Annotated in this window: 16 protein-coding genes; 7 read left to right on the forward strand and 9 right to left on the reverse strand. The window is 73.7% G+C overall.

The window, feature by feature from the left end; translation table 11 throughout:
• The first annotated feature begins 40 nt into the window (after positions 1-40).
• The 3 genes from ACFV2S_RS22175 (at position 41) to pulA (ending at position 8,287) form a co-directional block, all read left to right on the forward strand.
• Positions 41-1,120, forward strand: coding sequence for a LacI family DNA-binding transcriptional regulator (locus ACFV2S_RS22175; RefSeq protein WP_385561718.1), 1,080 nt, complete (start codon positions 41-43; stop codon positions 1,118-1,120).
• A 122-nt stretch (positions 1,121-1,242) separates the two neighbouring features.
• Complete coding sequence (locus ACFV2S_RS22180) at positions 1,243-2,928, forward strand: carbohydrate-binding module family 20 domain-containing protein (protein WP_385561721.1); 1,686 nt, start codon at positions 1,243-1,245, stop codon at positions 2,926-2,928.
• A 67-nt stretch (positions 2,929-2,995) separates the two neighbouring features.
• Positions 2,996-8,287 carry a pullulanase-type alpha-1,6-glucosidase gene (pulA, locus tag ACFV2S_RS22185; protein ID WP_385561724.1) on the forward strand — a complete coding sequence of 1,764 codons (5,292 nt, stop codon included), beginning with the start codon at positions 2,996-2,998 and terminating at the stop codon, positions 8,285-8,287.
• Between the two features lie 25 nt (positions 8,288-8,312).
• Here the strand turns inward: pulA and ACFV2S_RS22190 are convergent, their stop codons facing one another.
• Positions 8,313-8,825: a GNAT family N-acetyltransferase gene (locus ACFV2S_RS22190; protein ID WP_385561728.1), complete on the reverse strand. Its 513-nt coding sequence runs from the start codon at positions 8,823-8,825 to the stop codon at positions 8,313-8,315.
• Between the two features lie 53 nt (positions 8,826-8,878).
• On the opposite strand from ACFV2S_RS22190, the gene ACFV2S_RS22195 reads away from it, so the two are divergent.
• Positions 8,879-9,211: a 5-carboxymethyl-2-hydroxymuconate Delta-isomerase gene (locus ACFV2S_RS22195; RefSeq protein WP_385561731.1), complete on the forward strand. Its 333-nt coding sequence runs from the start codon at positions 8,879-8,881 to the stop codon at positions 9,209-9,211.
• Here ACFV2S_RS22195 and ACFV2S_RS22200 read toward each other — a convergent pair.
• Positions 9,196-9,921, reverse strand: coding sequence for a TetR/AcrR family transcriptional regulator (locus ACFV2S_RS22200; RefSeq protein WP_385561734.1), 726 nt, complete (start codon positions 9,919-9,921; stop codon positions 9,196-9,198). The genes ACFV2S_RS22195 and ACFV2S_RS22200 overlap by 16 nt on opposite strands.
• Before the next feature lie 37 nt (positions 9,922-9,958).
• Here ACFV2S_RS22200 and ACFV2S_RS22205 point away from each other — a divergent pair, with 37 nt between their 5' ends.
• Positions 9,959-10,372: a hypothetical protein gene (locus tag ACFV2S_RS22205; protein WP_385561737.1), complete on the forward strand. Its 414-nt coding sequence runs from the start codon at positions 9,959-9,961 to the stop codon at positions 10,370-10,372.
• 7 nt (positions 10,373-10,379) lie between these two features.
• Here the strand turns inward: ACFV2S_RS22205 and ACFV2S_RS22210 are convergent, their stop codons facing one another.
• The 5 genes from ACFV2S_RS22210 to ACFV2S_RS22230 form a co-directional block, all read right to left on the reverse strand.
• Entirely contained in the window at positions 10,380-11,435 is a 1,056-nt protein-coding gene (locus ACFV2S_RS22210; protein ID WP_385561740.1) for a PDR/VanB family oxidoreductase, read from the reverse strand.
• A complete protein-coding gene (locus tag ACFV2S_RS22215; protein ID WP_383795097.1) occupies positions 11,435-12,319 on the reverse strand; it encodes a metal-dependent hydrolase in 885 nt (294 codons plus the stop codon). The genes ACFV2S_RS22210 and ACFV2S_RS22215 overlap by 1 nt, the downstream gene beginning before the upstream one ends.
• Before the next feature lie 85 nt (positions 12,320-12,404).
• Positions 12,405-14,405, reverse strand: coding sequence for a hypothetical protein (locus ACFV2S_RS22220; RefSeq protein WP_385561744.1), 2,001 nt, complete (start codon positions 14,403-14,405; stop codon positions 12,405-12,407).
• 148 nt (positions 14,406-14,553) lie between these two features.
• Positions 14,554-15,354: a tyrosine-protein phosphatase gene (locus ACFV2S_RS22225; protein ID WP_385561747.1), complete on the reverse strand. Its 801-nt coding sequence runs from the start codon at positions 15,352-15,354 to the stop codon at positions 14,554-14,556.
• A 168-nt stretch (positions 15,355-15,522) separates the two neighbouring features.
• Positions 15,523-16,521, reverse strand: a complete 999-nt coding sequence (locus tag ACFV2S_RS22230) for an NAD-dependent epimerase/dehydratase family protein (RefSeq protein WP_385561750.1) — start codon at positions 16,519-16,521, stop codon at positions 15,523-15,525.
• Positions 16,522-16,740: 219 nt separating this feature from the next.
• Here ACFV2S_RS22230 and ACFV2S_RS22235 point away from each other — a divergent pair, with 219 nt between their 5' ends.
• Both ACFV2S_RS22235 and ACFV2S_RS22240 read left to right on the forward strand, forming a co-directional pair.
• A complete protein-coding gene (locus tag ACFV2S_RS22235; RefSeq protein ID WP_385561753.1) occupies positions 16,741-17,367 on the forward strand; it encodes a hypothetical protein in 627 nt (208 codons plus the stop codon).
• A gap of 51 nt (positions 17,368-17,418) precedes the next feature.
• On the forward strand, positions 17,419-18,834 hold the full coding sequence (locus ACFV2S_RS22240; protein WP_385561756.1) for a PepSY-associated TM helix domain-containing protein: 1,416 nt from the start codon (positions 17,419-17,421) through the stop codon (positions 18,832-18,834).
• Here ACFV2S_RS22240 and ACFV2S_RS22245 read toward each other — a convergent pair whose 3' ends face one another.
• Positions 18,835-19,386 (reverse strand): winged helix-turn-helix domain-containing protein, encoded by a 552-nt coding sequence (locus ACFV2S_RS22245; protein WP_385561759.1) that lies wholly within the window; start codon positions 19,384-19,386, stop codon positions 18,835-18,837. It lies immediately after the preceding gene.
• A gap of 313 nt (positions 19,387-19,699) precedes the next feature.
• Entirely contained in the window at positions 19,700-20,824 is a 1,125-nt protein-coding gene (locus tag ACFV2S_RS22250) for an RNA-guided endonuclease InsQ/TnpB family protein (protein ID WP_385561761.1), read from the reverse strand.
• Positions 20,825-21,050: the final 226 nt, after the last annotated feature.

The raw sequence follows: 21,050 nt of genomic DNA on the forward strand, positions 1-21,050 counted from the left end.
CGCGGCGTCGGCCGGGCGCCCCCCCCCCCCCCCCGGTGGGGTGGGTGTGCCCACCCCCCCGCGGGGGGGGGGGCCGCCCCCCCCCCCCCCGCGGCTCGCGGACATCGCGGCCCAGTCCGGCGTCAGCGAGGCCACCGTCAGCCGGGTCCTCAACGGCAAGGCGGGGGTGGCCGGCGCGACCCGGCACAAGGTGCTCGCGGCGCTCGACGTGCTCGGCTACGAGCGCCCCGTACGGCTCAAACGCCGCAGCGCGGGCCTCGTCGGGCTCGTCGTGCCCGAGCTGACCAACCCGATCTTCCCCGCCTTCGCGCAGGTCGTCGAACAGGTCCTCGCCGGGCACGGCTACACCCCGGTGCTCTGCACCCAGATGCCCGGCGGCGCCACCGAGGACGAGCTCGTCGAACAGCTCGTGGAGCGCGGGGTGGCCGGCATCGTCTTCCTCTCCGGGCTGCACGCGGACGCCACCGCCGACCCCGCCCGCTACGCCCGGCTGTCGGCCCGGGGCGTCCCGTACGTTCTCATCAACGGCTACAACGAGCACATCGACGCCAACTTCGTCTCCCCGGACGACCGGGCCGCGGCCCGCATGGCCGTCCGGCACCTGGTCGAACTGGGCCACGAGCGGATCGGCCTCGCCATCGGCCCCACCCGCTACGTGCCCTCGCGCCGCAAGGCCGAGGGCTTCACCGCCGAGCTGTACGAGCTCCTCGGCGTCGAACGGACCGATGCCGAGCGGTTCATCAGGCCCACGCTCTTCGGTGTCGAGGGCGGCCACGCGGCGGCCGAGATCCTGCTCCGCGAGGGCTGCACCGGCATCGTCTGCGGCTCCGACCTGATGGCGCTCGGCGTCATCCGCGCGGTCCGCGCCCGCGGCCTCGACGTGCCCGGCGACGTCTCCGTCGTCGGCTTCGACGACTCGCCGCTCATCGCCTTCACCAGCCCCCCGCTCTCCACCGTGCGCCAGCCCGTGCAGGCCATGGCGACGGCCGCGGTCGGCGCGCTCCTGGAGGAGATCGAGGGCAACCCGGTGCAGCGCACGGAGTTCGTCTTCCAGCCCGAGCTGGTGGTGCGCGGTTCCACGGCGCAGCCGCCCGGCCGGCTTCCCCAACTCCTTTCGTAACAAGTCGCGTCGGGGCGTCCGGAGGGTTGACCGGGCGCCGGGGCACTCGTACGGTCACGGCTGAAAACAGTTGCTGAACCTTTCGGCAACTTCTTGCGACAGTGAAGTCAGCAGGAGGAGACATGGCCAGGAAGACCGTGGCCGCTGCACTCGCCCTCGTGGCGGGAGCCGCTGTGGCCGTCACGGGCAACGCCCCGGCGCAGGCCGCCCCGCCCGGCGAGAAGGACGTCACCGCGGTGATGTTCGAGTGGAACTTCGCCTCGATCGCCCGGGAGTGCACCGACCGCCTCGGCCCCGCCGGATACGGATACGTCCAGGTCTCGCCGCCCCAGGAGCACCTCCAGGGCGGCCAGTGGTGGACCTCGTACCAGCCGGTCAGCTACAGGATCGCCGGACGCCTCGGCGACCGCGCCGCCTTCAAGAACATGATCGACGCCTGCCACGCGGCGGGCGTCAAGGTCGTCGCCGACTCCGTCGTCAACCACATGGCGAACGGCTCGGGCACGGGAACGGGCGGGACCCCGTTCTCCAAGTACGACTACCCCGGCCTCTACTCGGGCGCCGACATGGACGACTGCCGGGCGACCATCTCCAACTACCAGGACCGCGCCAACGTCCAGAACTGCGAACTGGTCCAGCTCCCCGACCTCGACACGGGCGAGGACCACGTCCGCGGCAAGATAGCCGGTTACCTCAACGACCTGCTGTCGCTGGGCGTCGACGGCTTCCGGATCGACGCCGCCAAGCACATGCCGGCCGCCGACCTCGCGAACATCAAGTCCCGGCTGACGAACCCGAACGTGTTCTGGAAGCAGGAGGCCATCTACGGCGCCGGCGAGGCCGTCTCCCCGAGCGAGTACCTCGGCAACGGCGACGTCCAGGAGTTCCGCTACGCCCGCGACCTCAAGCGGGTCCTGCAGAACGAGAAGCTCGCCTACCTCAAGAACTTCGGCGAGGCCTGGGGGTACATGCCCTCCGGCCAGTCCGGCGTCTTCGTCGACAACCACGACACCGAGCGCGGCGGCGACACCCTCAGCTACAAGGACGGCGCGAACTACACCCTCGCCTCCGTCTTCATGCTGGCCTGGCCCTACGGCTCCCCGGACGTCCACTCCGGCTACGAGTGGACCGACAAGGACGCGGGCCCGCCGAACAACGGCCAGGTCAAAGCCTGTTACAGCGACGGCTGGAAGTGCCAGCACGCCTGGCGCGAGATCTCCTCGATGGTCGCCTTCCGCAACACCGCCCGCGGGCAGGCCGTCACGAACTGGTGGGACAACGGCGGCAACGCGATCGCGTTCGGCCGCGGCTCCAAGGCGTACGTGGCGATCAACCACGAGTCCTCGGCCCTCACCCGCGCCTTCCAGACCTCCCTGCCCGCCGGCACCTACTGCGACGTGCAGAGCAACACCGCCGTCACGGTGAACGCGTCCGGGCAGTTCACGGCCACCCTCGCCGCGAACACCGCCGTCGCCCTCCACACCGGGGCCATGACCTGCGGCACGCAGCCGGCCACCGCCGGCGCCTCCTTCCAGGTGAACGCCACCACGGTCACCGGCCAGAACATCTACGTCACCGGCAACCGCCCCGAGCTCGGCAACTGGGCCCCCGCCTCCGCCCTCAAGCTCGACCCGGCCGCGTACCCCGTCTGGAAGCTGACGGTGCCGCTGCCCGCCGGAACGGCCTTCGAGTACAAGTACCTCCGCAAGGACGCCGCCGGGAACGTCACCTGGGAGTCCGGCGCCAACCGCACCGCGACGGTCCCGTCGTCGGGCCAGACCGTCCTGAACGACGCCTTCCGCAGCTGAGCCTCCCCCCCCCAGGGCCGCCCCGCCGGGGCGGCCCCTCTTCCCGTACCTCCAGGGAGCACCCCCCGTGATACGCAAGAGAACGGCGGCCGCGCTGGCCGCCGCCCTGTGCGCCGCCCTCGTGCCCGCCGTCCCCGCGACGGCCGCACCCCGGCCGCCCGCCCCGCCCTCCGACCGGACCCTCGCCGCGCAGCCCGCCCGCCACGACCTCACCCGCGAGCAGTTCTACTTCGTCCTGCCCGACCGCTTCGCCAACGGCGACACCTCCAACGACCGCGGCGGACTCACCGGCAGCCGGACGCAGACCGGCTTCGACCCGTCCGACAAGGGCTTCTACCAGGGCGGCGACCTCAAGGGCCTCACCCGGCGGCTCGACTACATCAAGGGCCTCGGCACCACCTCCATCTGGATGGCGCCGATCTTCAAGAACCGGCCCGTGCAGGGCACCGGCAAGGACGCCTCCGCCGGATACCACGGCTACTGGATCACCGACTTCACCCAGGTCGACCCCCACTTCGGGACCAACGAGGACCTGAAGAGGCTGATCGCCGCCGCCCACGCCAAGGGCATGAAGGTCTTCTTCGACGTCATCACCAACCACACCGCCGACACCGTCGACTACGCGGAGAAGGCCTACGGCTACCGCCCCAAGGGCGCCTACCCGTACCTCGACGCCTCCGGCCGCCCCTTCGACGACCGCGCCGCGATCGGGAAGGTGGACGCGGACTCGTTCCCGTACACGCCGACGACGACCGGCGGCAAGGTCCCCGCCTGGCTGAACGACCCCACGATGTACCACAACCGGGGCGACTCCACCTGGGCCGGCGAGTCCGCCGAGTACGGCGACTTCGTCGGCCTCGACGACCTGTGGACCGAGCGCCCCGAGGTCGTCGAGGGCATGAAGAGGATCTACGAGAAGTGGGTCCGCGACTTCGACATCGACGGGTTCCGCATCGACACCGTCAAACACGTCGACCTGGACTTCTGGACGCAGTGGGCCACCGCCCTCGACGCCTACGCGAAGAAGCGGGGCCGCGAGGACTTCTTCATGTTCGGCGAGGTCTACTCCGCCGACACCGCCGTCACCTCCCCGTACGTCACCCGGGGCCGGCTCGACGCCACCCTCGACTTCCCCTTCCAGGACGCCGCCCGCGCCTTCGCCTCCCAGGGCGCCGGAGCCCACCGCCTCGCCGAGGTCTTCGCCGAGGACTACCGGTACACCACCGACAAGGCCAACGCCTACGAGCAGGTGACCTTCCTCGGCAACCACGACATGGGCCGCCTCGGCGCCTTCCTGAAGCAGGACAACCCGAACGCCTCCGACGACGAACTCGTCCGCCGCGACCGGCTCGCCAACGAGCTGATGTTCCTCTCCCGGGGCAACCCGGTGATCTACTACGGCGACGAGCAGGGCTTCACCGGCCCCGGCGGCGACAAGGACGCCCGCCAGACGCTCTTCGCCTCGCGGACCGCCGACTACCTCGACGACGACCAGCTCGGCACCGACCGCACCCACGCCTCCGACGCGTACGACCCCACCCACCCGCTGTACCGGTCGATCGCCGCCCTGTCGAAGCTCACCCGCGAGAACCCGGCCCTCCGCGACGGCGTCCAGCGCGAGCGCCACGCCGAGGGCTCCGTCTACGCCTTCACCCGCACCGACCCGGAGCAGCGCACCGAGTACCTCGTCGCCACCAACGGCGCCACCACACCGAAGACCGTCACCGTCCCCGTCGACTCCGCGGCCTTCCGCACCCTGTACGGGGGTCAGGGCGCCGTCACCGCGAAGGACGGCAAGGTCACCGTCACCGTCCCGGCCCTCGCCACCCTGGTCCTCAGGGCCGACGCACCGCTGCCCGCCCCGGCGACGAAGCCCACCGTGACGCTCAAGGCCCCGGCCGCCGGCTCCACCGGCACCGTCGAGCTCTCCGCCGACGTCACCGGCGGCGGCCTGAACCGGGTCGTCTTCGCCGCCCAGGTCGGCGACGGCCGCTGGCAGACGCTCGGCACCGCCGACCACGCCCCCTACAAGGTCACCCAGCACGTCACCGCCCCCGCCGGCACCGCCCTCCGCTACAAGGCCGTCGCCGTCGACGCCGCCGGCCGCACCGCGAGCGCCCTCGCCGCCACCACCGCGGGCGCGCCCCCGGCCCCCGAGAAGCCGGTCGCCGTCGAGCGCGCCTACGCCGTCGTGCACTACCAGCGCGCGGACGGGAACTACGACGGCTGGACCCTGAAGGCCGCCGGCCAGGAAGCCGCCTTCACCGGACGCGACGCCCACGGCGCCTTCGCCTGGGTCAAGGTGCCCGAGGGCGCCTCCACCGTCGCGTACACCGTCGAGAAGGACGGAACCGCCGACGGCCCGCGTCGCAGCGTCGACCTCGGCCGGACCGGCGAGGTCTGGATCACGCAGGGCGCCGACGGCCAGTCCGACACCGACCCGGCCCCCGCCACCCCGGACAGGACGAAGGCCGTCCTCCACTACCAGCGGGCCGACGGCAACTACGACGGCTGGGGCCTCCACACCTGGACCGGCGCCGCCCAGCCCACCGACTGGTCCAAGCCCCTCATGCCGGTGCGCTTCGACGCGTACGGCGCCGTCTACGAGGTCCCGCTCACCGACGGCGCGAGCTCCCTCTCGTACATCCTCCACAAGGGCGACGAGAAGGACCTGCCCACCGACCAGTCCCTCGACCTCGCCACCTACGGCCACGAGATCTGGGCGCTCTCCGGACAGCCCGCGTACCTCCTCCCGACCGTCGGAGGCTCCCCGAACCTCGACCTCGGCAAGGCCGAGGCCCAGTGGATCGACCGGAACACCGTCGTCTGGAAGGTGAAGACCACCGACGCCACCAGCCAGCAGCTGGTGTACGCCAAGGACGGCGGGATCACCGTCACCGACGGCGCCCTGAACACCGAGGGCCAGTGGCTCCGCCTCAACCCCGCCACGCTCACCGACGCCCAGAAGGCGAAGCACCCCCACCTCAAGGACTACCCGGCCTTCACCGTCGACCCGCGCGACACCGACCGGGCACGGGACTCCCTGCGCGGCCAGCTCATCGCCACCCAGCGCGCCGCCAACGGCGCCCTGCTCGCCGCCACCGGCGTCCAGACCGCCGGCGTCCTCGACGACCTCTACGCGGCGAAGGCCACCGGGGCGGACCTCGGACCGACCTTCCGGAAGGGCGGCACCACCCTCTCCGTCTGGGCCCCCACCGCCCGGACCGTCGCCCTCGAACTCGACGGGAAGACCGTGCCCATGCGGCGCGACGACACCTCCGGCGTCTGGTCCGTCACCGGCCCCCGCACCTGGACCGGCAAGCCCTACCGGTACGTCGTGAAGGTCTGGGCCCCCACCGTCCAGAAGATCGTCGAGAACCGGGTCACCGACCCCTACTCCACCGCCCTCACCACCGACTCGGCCCGCAGCCTCGCCGTCGACCTCACCGACCCGAAGCTCGCCCCCGCAGGCTGGAGGACCCTGCGCAAGCCCGCCGCCGTACCGCTGCGGGACGCCCAGATCCAGGAACTCCACATCCGGGACTTCTCGATCGCCGACCCCACCGCGAAGGCCGACCACCGCGGCACCTACCTCGCCTTCACCGACCGGGACAGCAAGGGCTCACAGCACCTGAAGGCGCTCGCCGCCTCCGGCACCTCCTACGTCCACCTGCTCCCCGCCTTCGACCTCGGCACCGTCCCCGAGAAGAAGTCCGCGCAGACCGGCCCCGCCTGCGACCTCAAGGTCTACGCCCCCGACTCCGAGGAGCAGCAGGCCTGCGTCACCGCCGCCGCGGCGAAGGACGCCTACAACTGGGGCTACGACCCCCTCCACTACACCGTCCCCGAGGGCTCCTACGCCACCGACCCCGAAGGCACCCGCCGCACGGTCGAGTTCCGGCAGATGGTCCAGGCCCTCAACGGCGACGGACTGCGCACCGTCATGGACGTCGTCTACAACCACACCGTCGCCGCCGGACAGTCCGACAAGTCCGTCCTCGACAAGATCGTGCCCGGCTACTACCAGCGCCTCCAGGCCGACGGCTCCGTCGCCACCTCCACCTGCTGCGCCAACACCGCGCCCGAGAACGCCATGATGGGCAGGCTCGTCGTCGACTCGGTCGTCACCTGGGCCAAGGACTACAAGGTCGACGGCTTCCGCTTCGACCTCATGGGCCACCACCCCAAGGCGAACATCCTGGCCGTGCGCAAGGCCCTCGACGCGCTGACCGTCGAGAAGGACGGCGTCGACGGCAAGGCCGTCGTCCTCTACGGCGAGGGCTGGAACTTCGGCGAGATCGCCGACGACGCCCGCTTCGTCCAGGCCACCCAGAAGAACATGGCCGGGACCGGCGTCGCGACCTTCTCCGACCGGGCCCGCGACGCCGTCCGCGGCGGCGGCCCCTTCGACGAGGACCCCGGCGTCCAGGGCTTCGCCTCCGGCCTCTACACCGACCCCAACGCCTCGGCCGCCAACGGCACCCCCGAGCAGCAGAAGGCCCGCCTCCTGCACTACCAGGACCTCATCAAGGTCGGCCTCACCGGCAACCTCGCCGGCTACTCCTTCACCGACACCTCCGGGCGCACGGTCAAGGGCTCCGAGGTCGACTACAACGGCGCCCCCGCCGGGTACGCCACCGCCCCCGGTGACGCCCTCGCCTACGCCGACGCCCACGACAACGAGTCCCTGTACGACGCGCTCGCCTTCAAGCTCCCGGCGGACACGTCCCCGGCCGACCGGGCCCGCATGCAGGTCATCGCCCTGGCGACGGCCACCCTCTCGCAGGGCCCGGCGCTCTCCCAGGCCGGCTCGGACCTGCTCCGGTCCAAGTCCCTGGACCGCAACTCCTTCGACAGCGGCGACTGGTTCAACGCGATCCACTGGGACTGCCGCGACGGCAACGGCTTCGGCCGCGGCCTGCCGCCGGCCGCCGACAACAAGGCCAAGTGGTCCTACGGCAGGCCGCTGCTCTCGAACCCTGCCCTGACCGTCGGCTGCGCGCAGATCGACGGCGCCTCCGCCGCCTACCGGGACCTCCAGAGGATCCGCACCACCGAGCCGGTCTTCTCCCTGGCCACGGCGGACCGGGTCCAGGAGGCCCTGACCTTCCCGCTCTCCGGCCGCGACGAGACCCCCGGCGTGATCACCATGCGCCTCGGCGACCTGGTCGTCGTCCTCAACGCGACCCCGGGAGGCACCGCGCAGAAGGTCGCGGGGCTCGCCGGGAAGGGCTACCGCCTCCACCCGCTCCAGGCCGGCGGCTCCGACCCGGTCGTGAAGACGGCCGCGTACGAGCCGGCATCGGGCACCTTCACGGTCCCCGCCCGCACGGTCGCGGTCTTCGAGGCCGCGAACTGACCCACCCGCCCTGGCGCGGCACCCGTCACGCCAGGGCCTTCTCCATCAGCCGCACCTCGTACCGGCGGCCGTCCGCCCCCGCCTTCTCCAGGCGCGGGGCGGCGTCCGCGTACCCCGCGCCCTCGTAGTACGTCCCCAGGACGAGGTTGCGCGCCTCGCAGTCCAGCCGGGCCAGCGTCCGCCCCGAGGCGGCGATCCGCTCCTCCGCGTGCGCGAGCAGCACCCGCCCCGCACCGGCCGGCGCCGCCTCCCGGTCGGTCATCAGCCGGTGCACGTACCCGGCCACCGGCGGCTGCGGCCCCCAGACCTCCCGGTCCTCCCACCACAGCTCGTACGCCCCCACGGTCCGTCCCCCGTCCGCGGCGAGCCACACCTCGCCCTCGGCGATCCGCGCGCGGAAGTGCCCGGGGCCCCGGGCCCCCGGCTTCCACTGGTCGATCCCGCCGCGCACCATCCAGCGCGCCACCCCGTCGAACAACTCCACCAGAAGGTCGAGATCGCGTTCGTCCGCCTGCCGGAAGGTCACTTGTGCCGTCATGGCGATCACCGTAATGGTGTGGCCAGACATCCGTTTCCCCAGGAGTGACCCCCATGCCGCAGATCACCGTCGACTACTCCGCGCCGCTGGACCGGCGCGGCTTCGCGCGCGCCCTGCACCCCCTCGTCGTGGAGACGGTCGACGCGACGCTCGGCGCCTGCAAGACCCGGTTCCGGGAGGTCGAGGAGCTGGTCGTCGGCGACGGGGCGACCGACGACGTCATCGTGCACGTCGAGATCGCCCTCCTCGCGGGCCGTACGGACGAGGCCAAGGCCCGCCTCGCGGACGCCGTCCTCGACCTGCTCCCCGCCCACCTCAAGGCCACCGAGGGGGTCAGGCTCTCCGTCGAGGTCCGCGACCTCGACGGCTCCTACCGCAAGCGCTGATCGGGCAACACCGGCGACGCCTGCGGGACCAGCGCGGCGAGCCGGGCCACCAGCTCCCCGAAGGGGCCGTCGGCCGGCTCGTCGGCGAGGATGCCGACCAGGATCTCCGCCATGTCCGTGTCGTACGCGGCGCTCACCGCGGCCAGCGCCGCGAAGTCGTGCACCAGCTGGAGCTCCAGCTCCGCGCGCGGGACCCGGCGGCCGTCCAGCCAGAGCAGCGCCGTCGACTCGGCGAGCGACACCCAGGAACGGACGACCAGTTCGAGCCGCGCGGAGGGCTCCTCGACGTCCAGATGCGCCAGGATCTGCTCGTACGCGGCCTGCCGGACCTCGTCGATCATCGCGTTCGTCGTCGACGAGCCGACCGCCGGACCGCCGCGCATCAGCGCCGCGAAGCCGGGCCCGTGCTCGTCCACGAAGTCGAAGAACCGGCCCATCACCCGCAGCAGCCGCGCCCCGAGCGGCCCCTGCGGCGGCTCCACGAACCGGGCCGCGAGCTCGTCCGCCGCCCGCCGCAGCGCCGCCTCGTAGAGGCTCTGCTTGCCGGGGAAGTAGTGGTAGACCAGCGGCCGTGAGATGCCCGCGGCCGCGGCGATCTCGTCGATGGAGACCTCGTCGGGAGAGCGGTGGCTGAAGAGTTCGAGGGCCACCCCGATCAGCTGCTGCTTGCGCTCCTCGACGCCCATCCTGCGGCGTACCCCGGTCGTCATACGAACAGCCTAACCGCGTCCGTTACGCTCCTGCCCCATGAGCGCTTCCGACCAGGACACCCCGACGGCCGAGGCCCCGGAGGCCGAAGAGCCCCGGGAGACCGAAGAGGCCCAGGAGACCCCCGACTCCCCTGATCCGGAAGGGGAGGAGGAGCCCGAGGAGCCCGAGGAGGAGCCCGAGGAGGAGCCCGACGGCGCGCTCACCCCCAAGCAGGCGCGGCGGCTGCGCGTCGCCGCCGCGTCCGTGCTCCTCGTCGCCATGGCCGTGGTGCTGGTCATCCGGCTCGCCAGCCGTACGTCCGTCCTGGTCGTCGGCGTGTACGGCCTCGCGATGATCCTCTGCGGGATCGTGATCGAGCTGTCCCGCAACGGCCGCACGCGGCTCGGCACCTGGCTCCTGGTGGGAGGCCTCCTCGCGGCGCTGGCCCTGGACTGGCTGGTCCTTCCCTAGCGGGTGCCTACAGGTCGAGGACGAGCCGCCCGCCGGAGCAGCGCGAGACGCAGATCAGCATCGAGCCCTCCCGCTCCTCGTCGGTGAGCAGCTCGTCCCGGTGGTCGATCTCGCCCTCCAGGACGCGCTGTCGGCAGGTGCCGCAGAAGCCCTGCCGGCAGGAGTACATGAGTCCCGGCACCTCCTCGCGGACCGCCGCGAGGACCGACTGGTCGGCCGCCACGGTCACCGTGCGCCCGGACCGGCGCAGTTCGACCTCGAAGGCGGTGCCGCCGGCCGGCGCGGCGGCGCCGAAGCGCTCCAGGCGCGGCGCCCGGCCGTCCGGCATCGCCCCGGCCACCGCGTCCATCAGGCCGTCGGGCCCGCAGCAGTAGACGGTCGTCCCGACGGGCAGTCGCCCGAGGAACTCCAGCTCCGGCAGACCGGATTCGTCCTCCGCGACGACGGTGACCCGGTCACCGCCCCCGAGCCGCTCGATCTCCTCCAGATAGGGCATGGTGGCCCGGCTCCGCCCGCAGTACACGAGCCGCCAGTCCGCCCCGGCCGCCTCGGCGGCGCGCAGCATGGGCAGCACCGGGGTGATGCCGATGCCGCCCGCGACGAAGACGTACGCCGGGGAGCCGACGAGCGGGAAGCGGTTGCGGGGCCCCCGGATCTCGATCTCCACGCCCTCGTGGAGCTGCTCGTGGACCTCGCGCGAGCCGCCGCGCCCGTCCTCGATCATGCGGGTGGCGACGGTGTACGCGGACGGGTCGGCCGGATCCCCGCAGAGCGAGTACTGCCGGACGAGGCCGGACGGCAGGACGAGGTCGACGTGGGCGCCCGGCTGCCAGCCGGGCAGTCCGTCGCCCTCCAGGCGCAGTTCGACGACCCCCTCGGCGGGGGTGGTGCGGCGGGTCACGGTCACCCTGCGCGGGACGGTGCTGCCCCGCCCGTACCCGGAGACGGGGGTGTCGAGGGCGGGCATCGGCCACAGCGGGGCGGTGGACATGCGGCTGCGGACGGCGCGGCGGACGAGCAGCGCGGCGCCGGCGACGAGGGCGACGGTGGTGAACCGGGGCATCAGCGGCCTCCGTTGGCGCCGGGGGAGGAGGCGAGGTAGGCCATGGCCTGCGCGGTGTCGCCCTCCTGCGAGGGGTGGTAGGCGCGGCTGAGGTAGCGGGGTATGGAGCGCAGCATGGCCGGGGTGGAGGGCAGCAGGCCCTGTCGGCCCTTGCGGACGAAGTCCGCGAAGGAGGACTTCGGGTCGAGCAGGCCGGGGTCGTTCTCCATGAAGAACCGGATGCCCCGCTGCCAGAGGAAGACGAGCGCGGAGAAGGCGAGCGCCCAGGTGCGGGCGCGGCGCCGGTAGCCGCCGTCGAGGTGCATGAACAGCTCGAAGGCGACGGCCCGGTGCTCGACCTCCTCGGCCCCGTGCCAGCGCAGCAGGTCCAGCATGACCGGGTCGGCGCCGGCCCGGTCGAGCGCGTCGGCGTTGAGGACCCAGTCGCCGAGGAAGGCCGTGTAGTGCTCGATGGCGGCGATCAGCGCGACCCGCTCCATCAGCCACCATCGGCGCGGCCGGCCGGGCGGGAGGGTCCGGTCCCCGAGGAGCTTCTCGAAGAACCAGTCGACCTGCGCGGTGTACGGGGTGGGGTCGAGGCCCAGCTTCCGCAGGTGGGGGAGGACGTCGTCATGGGCCTGGGAGTGGACGGCCTCCTGGCCGATGAAGCCGATGACGTCCTCGCGCAGCCGGTCGTCGGTGATGTACGGCAGGGCCTGCTTGTAGACGTGGACGAACCAGCGCTCGCCGGCCGGCAGCAACAGGTGCAGCACGTTGATGGTGTGCGTGGTGAAGGGATCGCCCGGGACCCAGTGGAGCGGTGTCTCCTCCCAGTCGAAGGAGACCTTGCGGGCCTTGAGCTCGACGTGCTCCGACGCCACCGGTGCAGGCTGCGTATTAGACATGACGTCAATGTACTGAGGGGTAAGGGGTGAGAACAGGCCCCGCACACGTCTTTTTCCGGGATCGGCGCGGCGCGTCCTCACGGGATCAGCGCAGCGCACCCATCCGGGTCCCGTCCCGCAGCGTGCCGTCCAGGTCGGCCCGCGCGCCCGCCGTCGCCCGCACCGCCAGGAGCGGCCCGTCGGAGCGGCCCCTCACCCCGCCCGAGGTCTCCAGGGACGTGAAGTCCCCGCCGCCCGCGGCCAGGACGAACCAGCCGCCGCCCGGCGCCCGCCACAGCACGCCCGCCAGGACCCGGGGATCACGCGCCCCGCAGGCCGGTGAGCCCTCGGAGCGGGCCGCGAGCGCGGCCGGGACCCCGGGCGACGGGACCAGGAACTGGGCGAGGACCCTGCTGCCGGTGCCCCGCCAGGTCTCCGCGCGCGTGCACACCCAGGTGGCCCGCCCGGCACCCTCCGGCAGCGGCTGCCGGGCGAAGGGCCAGGCACTCACGGACCGCACCCCGTGCGCCCGCACCACCGCCAGCTGGCACGCCGTCCGCGCCCAGGCCCCCCGGGCCTCCGCGCCCGTCGCGTCCACCGGCGAGGCGGGCGGTCCCCACAGCAGCCGGGCGGGCGCCAGCTCGCCGAGGTCGGTCAGGAGCCGCACCCCTTCGCCGTCCCGCACCTGGAGCGTGTTCCAGCGGGTGCAGCCGCCGGACCGCGCCGGAGCCGGTACGGGATCGGTCACCCCGTCGGCGTCCCGGGCCAGCGCCCGGGGCTCCTTAGCGGGGGCGAGGAGGTCCCGCACGGCCGTCTCGCGCACCCAGGGGGCCGTCAGATAGCGGACGTTGCCCGCCGCCCGGGAGACGACGAGCGCCGCGGCGCCGACGGCGTCGGCCGCGTCCGTCCGCGCGAAGTCCAGCGCGGCGCCCGCGGTCCCCTCGGCGGGCTCCGCGTACCGCACGGCCCGGAGCCCGTCGTGGAAGAGCACCACGCGCATGGCGTCGACCCGGCCCGCGAACAGCAGCTGCGGCGGCCCCATCGGCGGCCCGACCGGCGTCCCCGGCGTCGCGGAGGACCGCACGGACTCCCCGGGCCTGGCCCACACGGCGAGCGCCCGTCGCACCAGCGCGCTGTCGCCGGTCAGTCCGCCGCGCGCGGGCCACACGGAGAAGTCCCGCCGGGTCGCCGCCGGCCACACCGCCGGATCCACCCTCTTGACCGCACCGGGATCGAGGGCGGCCTCGGCGGCGGGGTTACGGGCGTACGAGGGGGCCGCGGCGCCGTTTCTGCCCCAGCCGTCGCCGGGAAGCCCGAGCAGGGTCCCGCACACGACGAGCGCCACGACGGCGACGAGGGCGGCCCGGGCGTGCTGGCGCCGCCGCATCAGATCCGTGGGCCGCGCCTGCAGGGCACAGGGATCGAACTCGTCCGACTCCAGGAGGGCGGCACCGCCGAGGTGCGGGCCGTCGCCGCCCGCCGTGCCGGGGGCCGGGGGAGCGGCCCCCTCGGGCCCGGCCCCCGGGTCCACCCCGCCGTCCGCCCCGTCCAGCGCGTCCGCCTCCGCCAGGGCCGCCCGCGGGTCCTCGACGCCCGCCGCCGCCAGGACGCGCAGGACCTCCGGGTCGCCCTGCCGCTCCAGGCCGCGGAGCACGTACGCGGCGCGGCCCGGGCCGGAGAGCCGGGACAGCCGCTGGTCCAGGGCGAGTTCGTCCGCGCCGCCCACCCGGGGGAAGAGCCGGAGCCCCCACACGTGCGGCAGGAGCGGAGGGAGCTGCGCCCGGCGCGGCAGCGCGAGCCGCCGGAGCGGGAGTCCGGCGAGCAGCGCCTGCCGCAGCACCTCGCCCCGCACGTAGGCGTAGCCGGGATCCACCGCGTCCTCGGCCCGCCGCGGCCCGGGCACGGCGGGCCCGGGGACCCGGCGGCGCGGCAGCGACCGCTGGACGAGGGCGTGCGCGGTCAGCACCCGGCGGTTGCGCCCGAGCGCGGGCGGCAGGACGAGATAGGCGATGCGGACGAGCCGCGGGTACCGCTCGACCAGCGCGGCCTCGGCCTGCTCGACGTCGACGGGGCCCACGGGCGAGGGAACGAGATCCTGGGTGCTCACGTTCAGCAGAACGAGCGATTCTTCCGATGGTCACCCCGGGGGCCCACGGCCCCACGGCCCCGCACCCCCGCCCCCCGCGCCCTCAGGACCCTGCGCTCCCGCCCCCCCCGCGGCCTCAAGCCGCCGCGCTCCCGCCCCCCCCGCGCCCTCAGGCCGCCGAGACCGTCAGCCGCTCGCGGATCAGGGCCGTCACCGCGTCCGGCACGCCGAGCCCCTCCCGTACGTACTTCTCCATCGACCCGTGCCGCACGGCCACTTCGTCGAGCGCCGCGTCCAGGTACTCCGGCACGACCCCGATCAGGTCGAGCGCGAGCTCGGGATCGCCGCCCTGGGCCGTGAAGCCCTCGATCATCGGCGCGAACGCCAGCCGCACCGCCGGATTGACCGACAGGTACTCGGCCCGCACGGTCTCCTCGTCCGCGCCGAGCAGCGACAGGACGACGGTCGCCGCCCAGCCCGTGCGGTCCTTGCCGGCCGAGCAGTGGAAGAGCAGCGGGCCGGCGCCGGGCGTGCCGAGCTCGCGCAGCAGCGTGCCGTACGAGGCGCGGGCGGAGTCGCCGGAGACGAAGGTCCGGTAGGTCCGGGCGAACGCCTCCCGGACCCTGCCCCCGCCGAGGTGCTCCTCGGCGAGCGCGGGGTCGGTGAGCAGGGCCTTCAGGCGCGCGGCGGGAGGCAGTCCGCTGCCCGCCAGGTAGTCGGCGAGGACGTCGGCGACGACCGGACGGGCGCCGGGCGGGACCCGGTCCGGCCGGTCGCGGCGCTCGGTCTCCGTACGGAGGTCGACGACGGTACGGAGACCGAGCGCGGCCACGACGGGTTCGTCCGGGTCGAGCCGGTCGAGCTGCGCGGAGCGCAGGGCGAGGCCGGGACGGACCGAGCGCCCGTCGCCGAGGGGCAGGCCGCCGAGATCGCGGAGGTTGGCGACGGAGGTGGCGGAAAGGGCGGGCATGGCGTCGACTCCTCCGATTCGTGCGGGTTCGTGTCGACGGTAGTGGATCGCCCCGGTCCGGGCCGTTCCGTGCGACAGGGACCCGGGGGCCTGTCGCACGGATCACGGCACCCCTGGGGGTGCCGTGTCGATCGGGCCGGGCTCGCGGCGCGATCGACGGGACACCCCCTACCCCTTCGCGAGCGCCGCCAGGACCTCCGCCTCCCGCTCCGGGGTGAGGCCCGCCCCCGCGCGGTCCGGGCGCTGCGGTGCGACGCCGCCGAGGGACTCCAGCCACGCCCACGTGTCCGCCGCCGTCTCGTCCGCCGGACGGCAGCGCAGCCCGGCCGCGACGGCGCGGGAGACGTCGGCCGTGTGCATCGCGTCGTACATCTCGCCCGGCGGCAGCCACACCGGCAGCTCCGTCCAGGGCGCCGCGCCCGCCGCGAGCAGCGCCTCCGGTTCCGTCCAGCGCAGTTCGGCGTCGCTCCCGGTCGCCCGCACGCAGGCGTCGAGCAGCTCGCCCATCGTGGTGTGGCCGGGCGGCGAGACCAGGTTGTACGGCCCCGAAAGACCGGCCGCCACCGCGTCCAGCGTCCAGGCGGCGAGGTCCCGGACGTCGACGTACTGGACCGGTGCCGTGCGCGGCCCGGGGGCGAGGACGGGGCCCCCGCGCGCGATCCGGCCCAGCCACCACGGAAGCCGGCCCACGTTCTCGTACGGACCGAGGATGAGGCCCGCGCGCACCAGCAGCGACCGGTCGGGGCCGAACGCGCCGGTGACCGCGAGCTCGCCGCCCCGCTTGGCCTCCGCGTACGGCACGTCCCCGTCGTCCGGCGAGCCCTCCACCAGCGGACCGTCCTCCGCGAGCCCCGCCGCCGGCGGCCAGGCGTACACGGAGCGGCTCGACACGTACGCGTACCGACCGACCCGGTCGGCGAGCAGCCGGGCCGCGTCCCGGACCGCCGAGGGGGCGGCCGACCAGGTGTCCACGACGGCGTCCCAGGACCCGGTGGCGAGGGCGGCGAGTCCGTCGGGCGCGGTGCGGTCCCCGGTCAGCGACGCGACCCCCGCCGGAGCCGCGTGCCGCCCCCGGTGGAAGACCGTCACCTCCCAGCCCCGTGCGAGCGCGTCCTCGACGACCGCGCGGCCGACGAACTCCGTACCTCCGAGCATCAGAAGTTTCATGATCCCGAGCCTGCACGCCGGTGGCGGCCGGTGTCAGGGCGTTCCGCTCCCGGAGGATTCCGCCAGGGGAGGAACGGCGACGGGAGGGGGTCTGTCCGGCCACATGGCCGGGATGACACCATGGCGGCGATGACGGATGCCCGGTCGCCCCTGCGCGCCCTGCGAGCCGCACTCTTCGCGGTCGTGTGCGTGACTTTGGCCGCCGTGGGGCATTCGTCCATGTCTGCCCATCAGCTCCCGGCGGCCACCCTGTCCGGCGCGTTCGCCGTGACGGCGGCGGCGGCCTGGGCGGCGGCGGGACGACGCCGGGGCGCGCCCGCGATCGCGGGCGCCATGGTGGCCCTCCAGGGCGCGCTGCACCTGCTGTTCGCGACGGCGGGTCACCCCATGCCGGGGACGGACGGCACGCACGCGATGCCCGGGGCGGACGCCATGCACGCGATGCCCGGGGCGGACGCCATGCACGCGATGCACGGCATGCACGCCATGGACGGGGCGGACACCATGGACGGCATGGTCATGGCCACCGCCGACCCCATGGGCACGACCTCCGGCGCCGGCATGGTCGCCGTCCACCTCCTCGCCGCCCTCCTCTGCGGCCTCTGGCTCGCCCACGGCGAAGCCGCGTTCTTCACGCTCGCCCGCGCCGCCCTCGCCCACGCCTTCACCCCGCTCCGCCTGCTCCTCGCCCTCGCCCCCGTCCCCGAGGCCCCGCGCCGCCCGGTCCGCCGCACCCGGCGGACCGCCCCGCGCCCGCACACCGTCGTCCTCGCGCACGCCCTCTCCCGGCGCGGCCCGCCCCGGCTGTCCGTACCCCGCGCCACGGCCCTCGGAGCACACGTCTGACCCGGGGGTCGCCTCCCCCTGTCGAGACACCGACTCCAAGGACAGCCCGTCATGACCATCGACGATCTCGCGCGCCCGGAAACTCCCGGTCCCGAAGCGCCACCGTCATCGAAGACCCCCACCCGGCCCGGCACCTGGAGCGCCCTGCGCCCCCTCGTCCTGCGCCTCCACTTCTACGCGGGCGTCCTCGTCGCCCCCTTCCTCCTCGTGGCCGCCGTCAGCGGTCTGCTCTACGCGCTCTCCTTCCAGGCGGAGAAGACCGTGTACGCGCACGAGCTGGAAGTCCCCGTCGGCGACACCGTTCTGCCGCTCTCCCGGCAGGTGGACCTCGCCCGCGAGGCCAACCCGGACGGCACCGTCACCGCCGTCTGGCCCGGCGCCGAACCCGGCGCGACCACCCGCGTCCTGATGGCCGACCCCGACGTCCCCGAGGACACCTCGCTGGCCGTCTTCGTCGACCCGTACACCGGCGACGTACGCGGACAGCTGCCCAGCTACGGCAGCTCCGGCGCCCTCCCGCTGCGCACCTGGATCGACGGCCTCCACCGCGACCTGCACCTCGGCGACCTCGGCCGCAACTACAGCGAACTCGCCGCGAGCTGGCTCTGGGTGATCGCGCTGGGCGGTGTCCTGCTCTGGGCGGGCCGCCGCCGGAAGAACCGCCGCGCCCTCGTCCTGCCCGAGCGCGGCCCGAAGTCCCGCCGCCGCACGCTCTCCTGGCACGGCTCGGTCGGCCTGTGGGCGGCGCTCGGCCTGGTCCTGCTCTCCGCGACCGGTCTGACCTGGTCGCGCTACGCGGGCGAGAACATCGGCACCGTCCAGGACGGTCTCGGCGGCGCCACCCCCACCCTCTCGGCCGGCGCGAACCCCGGCTCCGAGCACGAGGGCCACGGCGGCGCGCACCCCGGCGGGACGACCCCGCAGGGTCCGGACATCGGCCTCGACAAGGCGGTCGAGGCGGCCCGCGACGCGGGCATCGACAGCCCGCGGATCTCGGTCGCGCTCCCCGCCGAGGGCAAGGGGTACGTGGTCAAGGAGACCGACACCCAGTTCCCGGTGCAGCTGGACTCGGTGGCGCTGAACCCGGCGGACGGCACCGTCCTCGACCGGCTGCGCTTCGACGACTATCCGCTGCTCGCGCAGCTCACCCGCATAGGGATCGACGCCCACACCGGCGTGTTCCTGGGCCTGTTCAACCAGCTGGCCCTCGCGGCGCTCGCGCTCGCCCTGGTCCTGCTCGTCCTCTGGGGCTACCGCATGTGGTGGCTGCGCCGCCCGGGCCGGCCGGTGGCGCGCGGCACGTGGCGGAAGGTCCCGGTGACGCTGCTGCTGCCGCTCGCGGCGGCGACGGCGCTCGTCGGCTGGTTCGTCCCGCTGCTCGGCCTGAGCCTGCTGCTGTTCCTGGCGGTCGACCTCACCCTCGCGCTGACGGCGAAGGTGAGGTCGAGGTCCCGCACCACCGCCTGATCAGGGGGTGTACTTGTAGCCGACCCGCCGCACGGTCTGGATCGTGTGGCGGTGCTCGGCGCCCAGCTTGCGGCGCAGCCGGGCCACGTGCACGTCGACCGTCCGGCCGTCGCCCACGTGCCCGTACCCCCACACCGTCGTGACCAACTGGTCGCGGGTGTGCACCCGGTGGGGGTGTGCCACCAGATGGGCGAGCAGTTCGAACTCGAGGTATGTCAGGTCCAGCGCCTCGCCGTCGACGAGGGCGATCCGCTGGACGCCGTCGATCGCCACCGGACCCTGCTCCTCCGCCGCGACCGGGGCCGTGACGGGGACGGGGGCCGAGGGCAGGTGCGGCTGCTGGTCGGCAGGGACGAGGACGAGGTACCCGACCATCGGCGGGCGTCCCGGCAGCGTCGGCAGCGCGTGCTGCGGCGCGGGCAGCAGGGTGGCGCCGGGCGGCAGGAAGTCCGCCACCTGGGAGAAGTCGACGACCTCGTTCGGATCGACGGCACGCAGTCGGTGCCGGCCGGGACGGACGGCCGTGAGGGAGGCGCTCTGGGTGTGGGCCATGGCAGGTCAGCTCTTTCACGCGGGGAACGGACGGAGAGGTCTCGTACGTCGTGCGCGTGCGGCCGAAGGCCGGGATCGGACCGAACCGATCGGGGCGTTAGAGGGCCGACGCGTTCCTCACGCGTCGACAGCACCGGTCGAAGTCGTGGTGCTGCCGGGAAGGCCAGAACGGCTCGAGGTCGTGGCGACCCGTCGCGGTGTCGTTCTGCATGATGGCCATATCCCTAGTCTACTACTCGGGAATCGGATCGGACCCCCAGGTTTGCCGCTCAAGTCATCTGTGGCTCAGATGGTGCCCGGCCGCGTCCAGACCTCACATGGTGAGAGTGAGGGCAGGGACCTGTGACTCGGCCCCGCGGACCCACGTCCACCAGCCGCGAGCGGCGATGTTGTGGGACGCATTCAGGTCGGCGTGCTCGACGAAGCCGCAGACCCGGCACGCGAACACGGCCTGGGAAGGCCGGTTGCGTCGGTCGATGTGATGACACCGGGAGCATTCCTGGCTGGTGTACGCGGGATCGACGTACACCACTGGCACGCCGGCCCGCCGTGCCTTGTAGGCGACGAACGTGCCGAGCTGCCGGAAGGGCCATGAGTGCAGCGTGACGCGTCGGGGCCTGCGTAGCCGTACCCGCTCGCGGATGCCCGTGAGGTCCTCCAGGGCGATTCCGTGACCGGTGCGTTGGGCCTCCGCCACGATGCACTTGCTGATCTTGTGGTTGATGTCCCGGTTCCGGCGGGCTTCCCTGCCCGCCTGCCGCTTCGCCCGCCGCTTGGCGGACTTCGTACCCTTCTTCTGCAGTTTCGCGCGCAGTCGGAGGCCGGCCTCGCGGAGTTGGTTGAGCCGACGGCCGCTGTGGCGACGCCCGGTGGAGGTCGACGCGATGTTCACGATCCCGAGATCCACACCCACGAATCCGAGAGGGGCGGCGTTCGTCGGCGCCTCAGGGATCTCGCAGGTCGCGAACAGGTACCACCGCCCGCCCTGGTGCAGCAGGTCCGATTCTCCCTTGCGGTACAGGGCCAGCGCCGCGAGCTGCCGATCCTGACCGGTGAACGTCAGGCCCTTCATCCGTCCCGACGTCGTCCAGATCGACACGGTGCGCTCCTCCGTCTGCCAGGAGAGGCACCGATCGTCGAAGGGCTGCGCCGCATCCGGCCGGAAGCTGATCGGCCTCTCGACCGTGCGGTTCGCCCGCGCCGCCGTGTAGGCGTCGGCGACCTTCCGCAGGACATGCAGGGCCGGCTGTGCCGACAGGCCCCGGGACTTCAGCTGCGTGTAGGCCAGCGCCTGGAGCGCGGCCCGCGAAGTCCGGCCATGGCCGAACGCCAGGCCGGAGAGCCAGTTGGCAGCCGCGTTGCAGGAACGAAGTGTCGCTTCGAGTGCCGCCGCCTGTTCAGGCGTCGGGAGCAGCTTGACGCGCACCACGAGCTTCACGGGCGTGACGCTATCCGCCGGGGCGGCCGGGTGGAGAGCGAGGCCGCCACGTCTCATCGGATCGCGTGATGCGAGGGATGAACGTTCGAAACTCGCTCCGGCGTGGGGGCATTCCGCAACGGCGGAGGGGGGGGGCCCCCGGGGGGGAGGGGGGGGGCCCCCGGGGGGGGGGGGGGGGGGTCACGTGGCGCCGCGGGGCGGGGGCGGGGCCCCCGGTGGGCCCAGC

The sequence above is a fragment of the Streptomyces sp. NPDC059695 genome (assembly GCF_042733785.1).
In the GTDB taxonomy this organism is placed as follows: domain Bacteria; phylum Actinomycetota; class Actinomycetes; order Streptomycetales; family Streptomycetaceae; genus Streptomyces.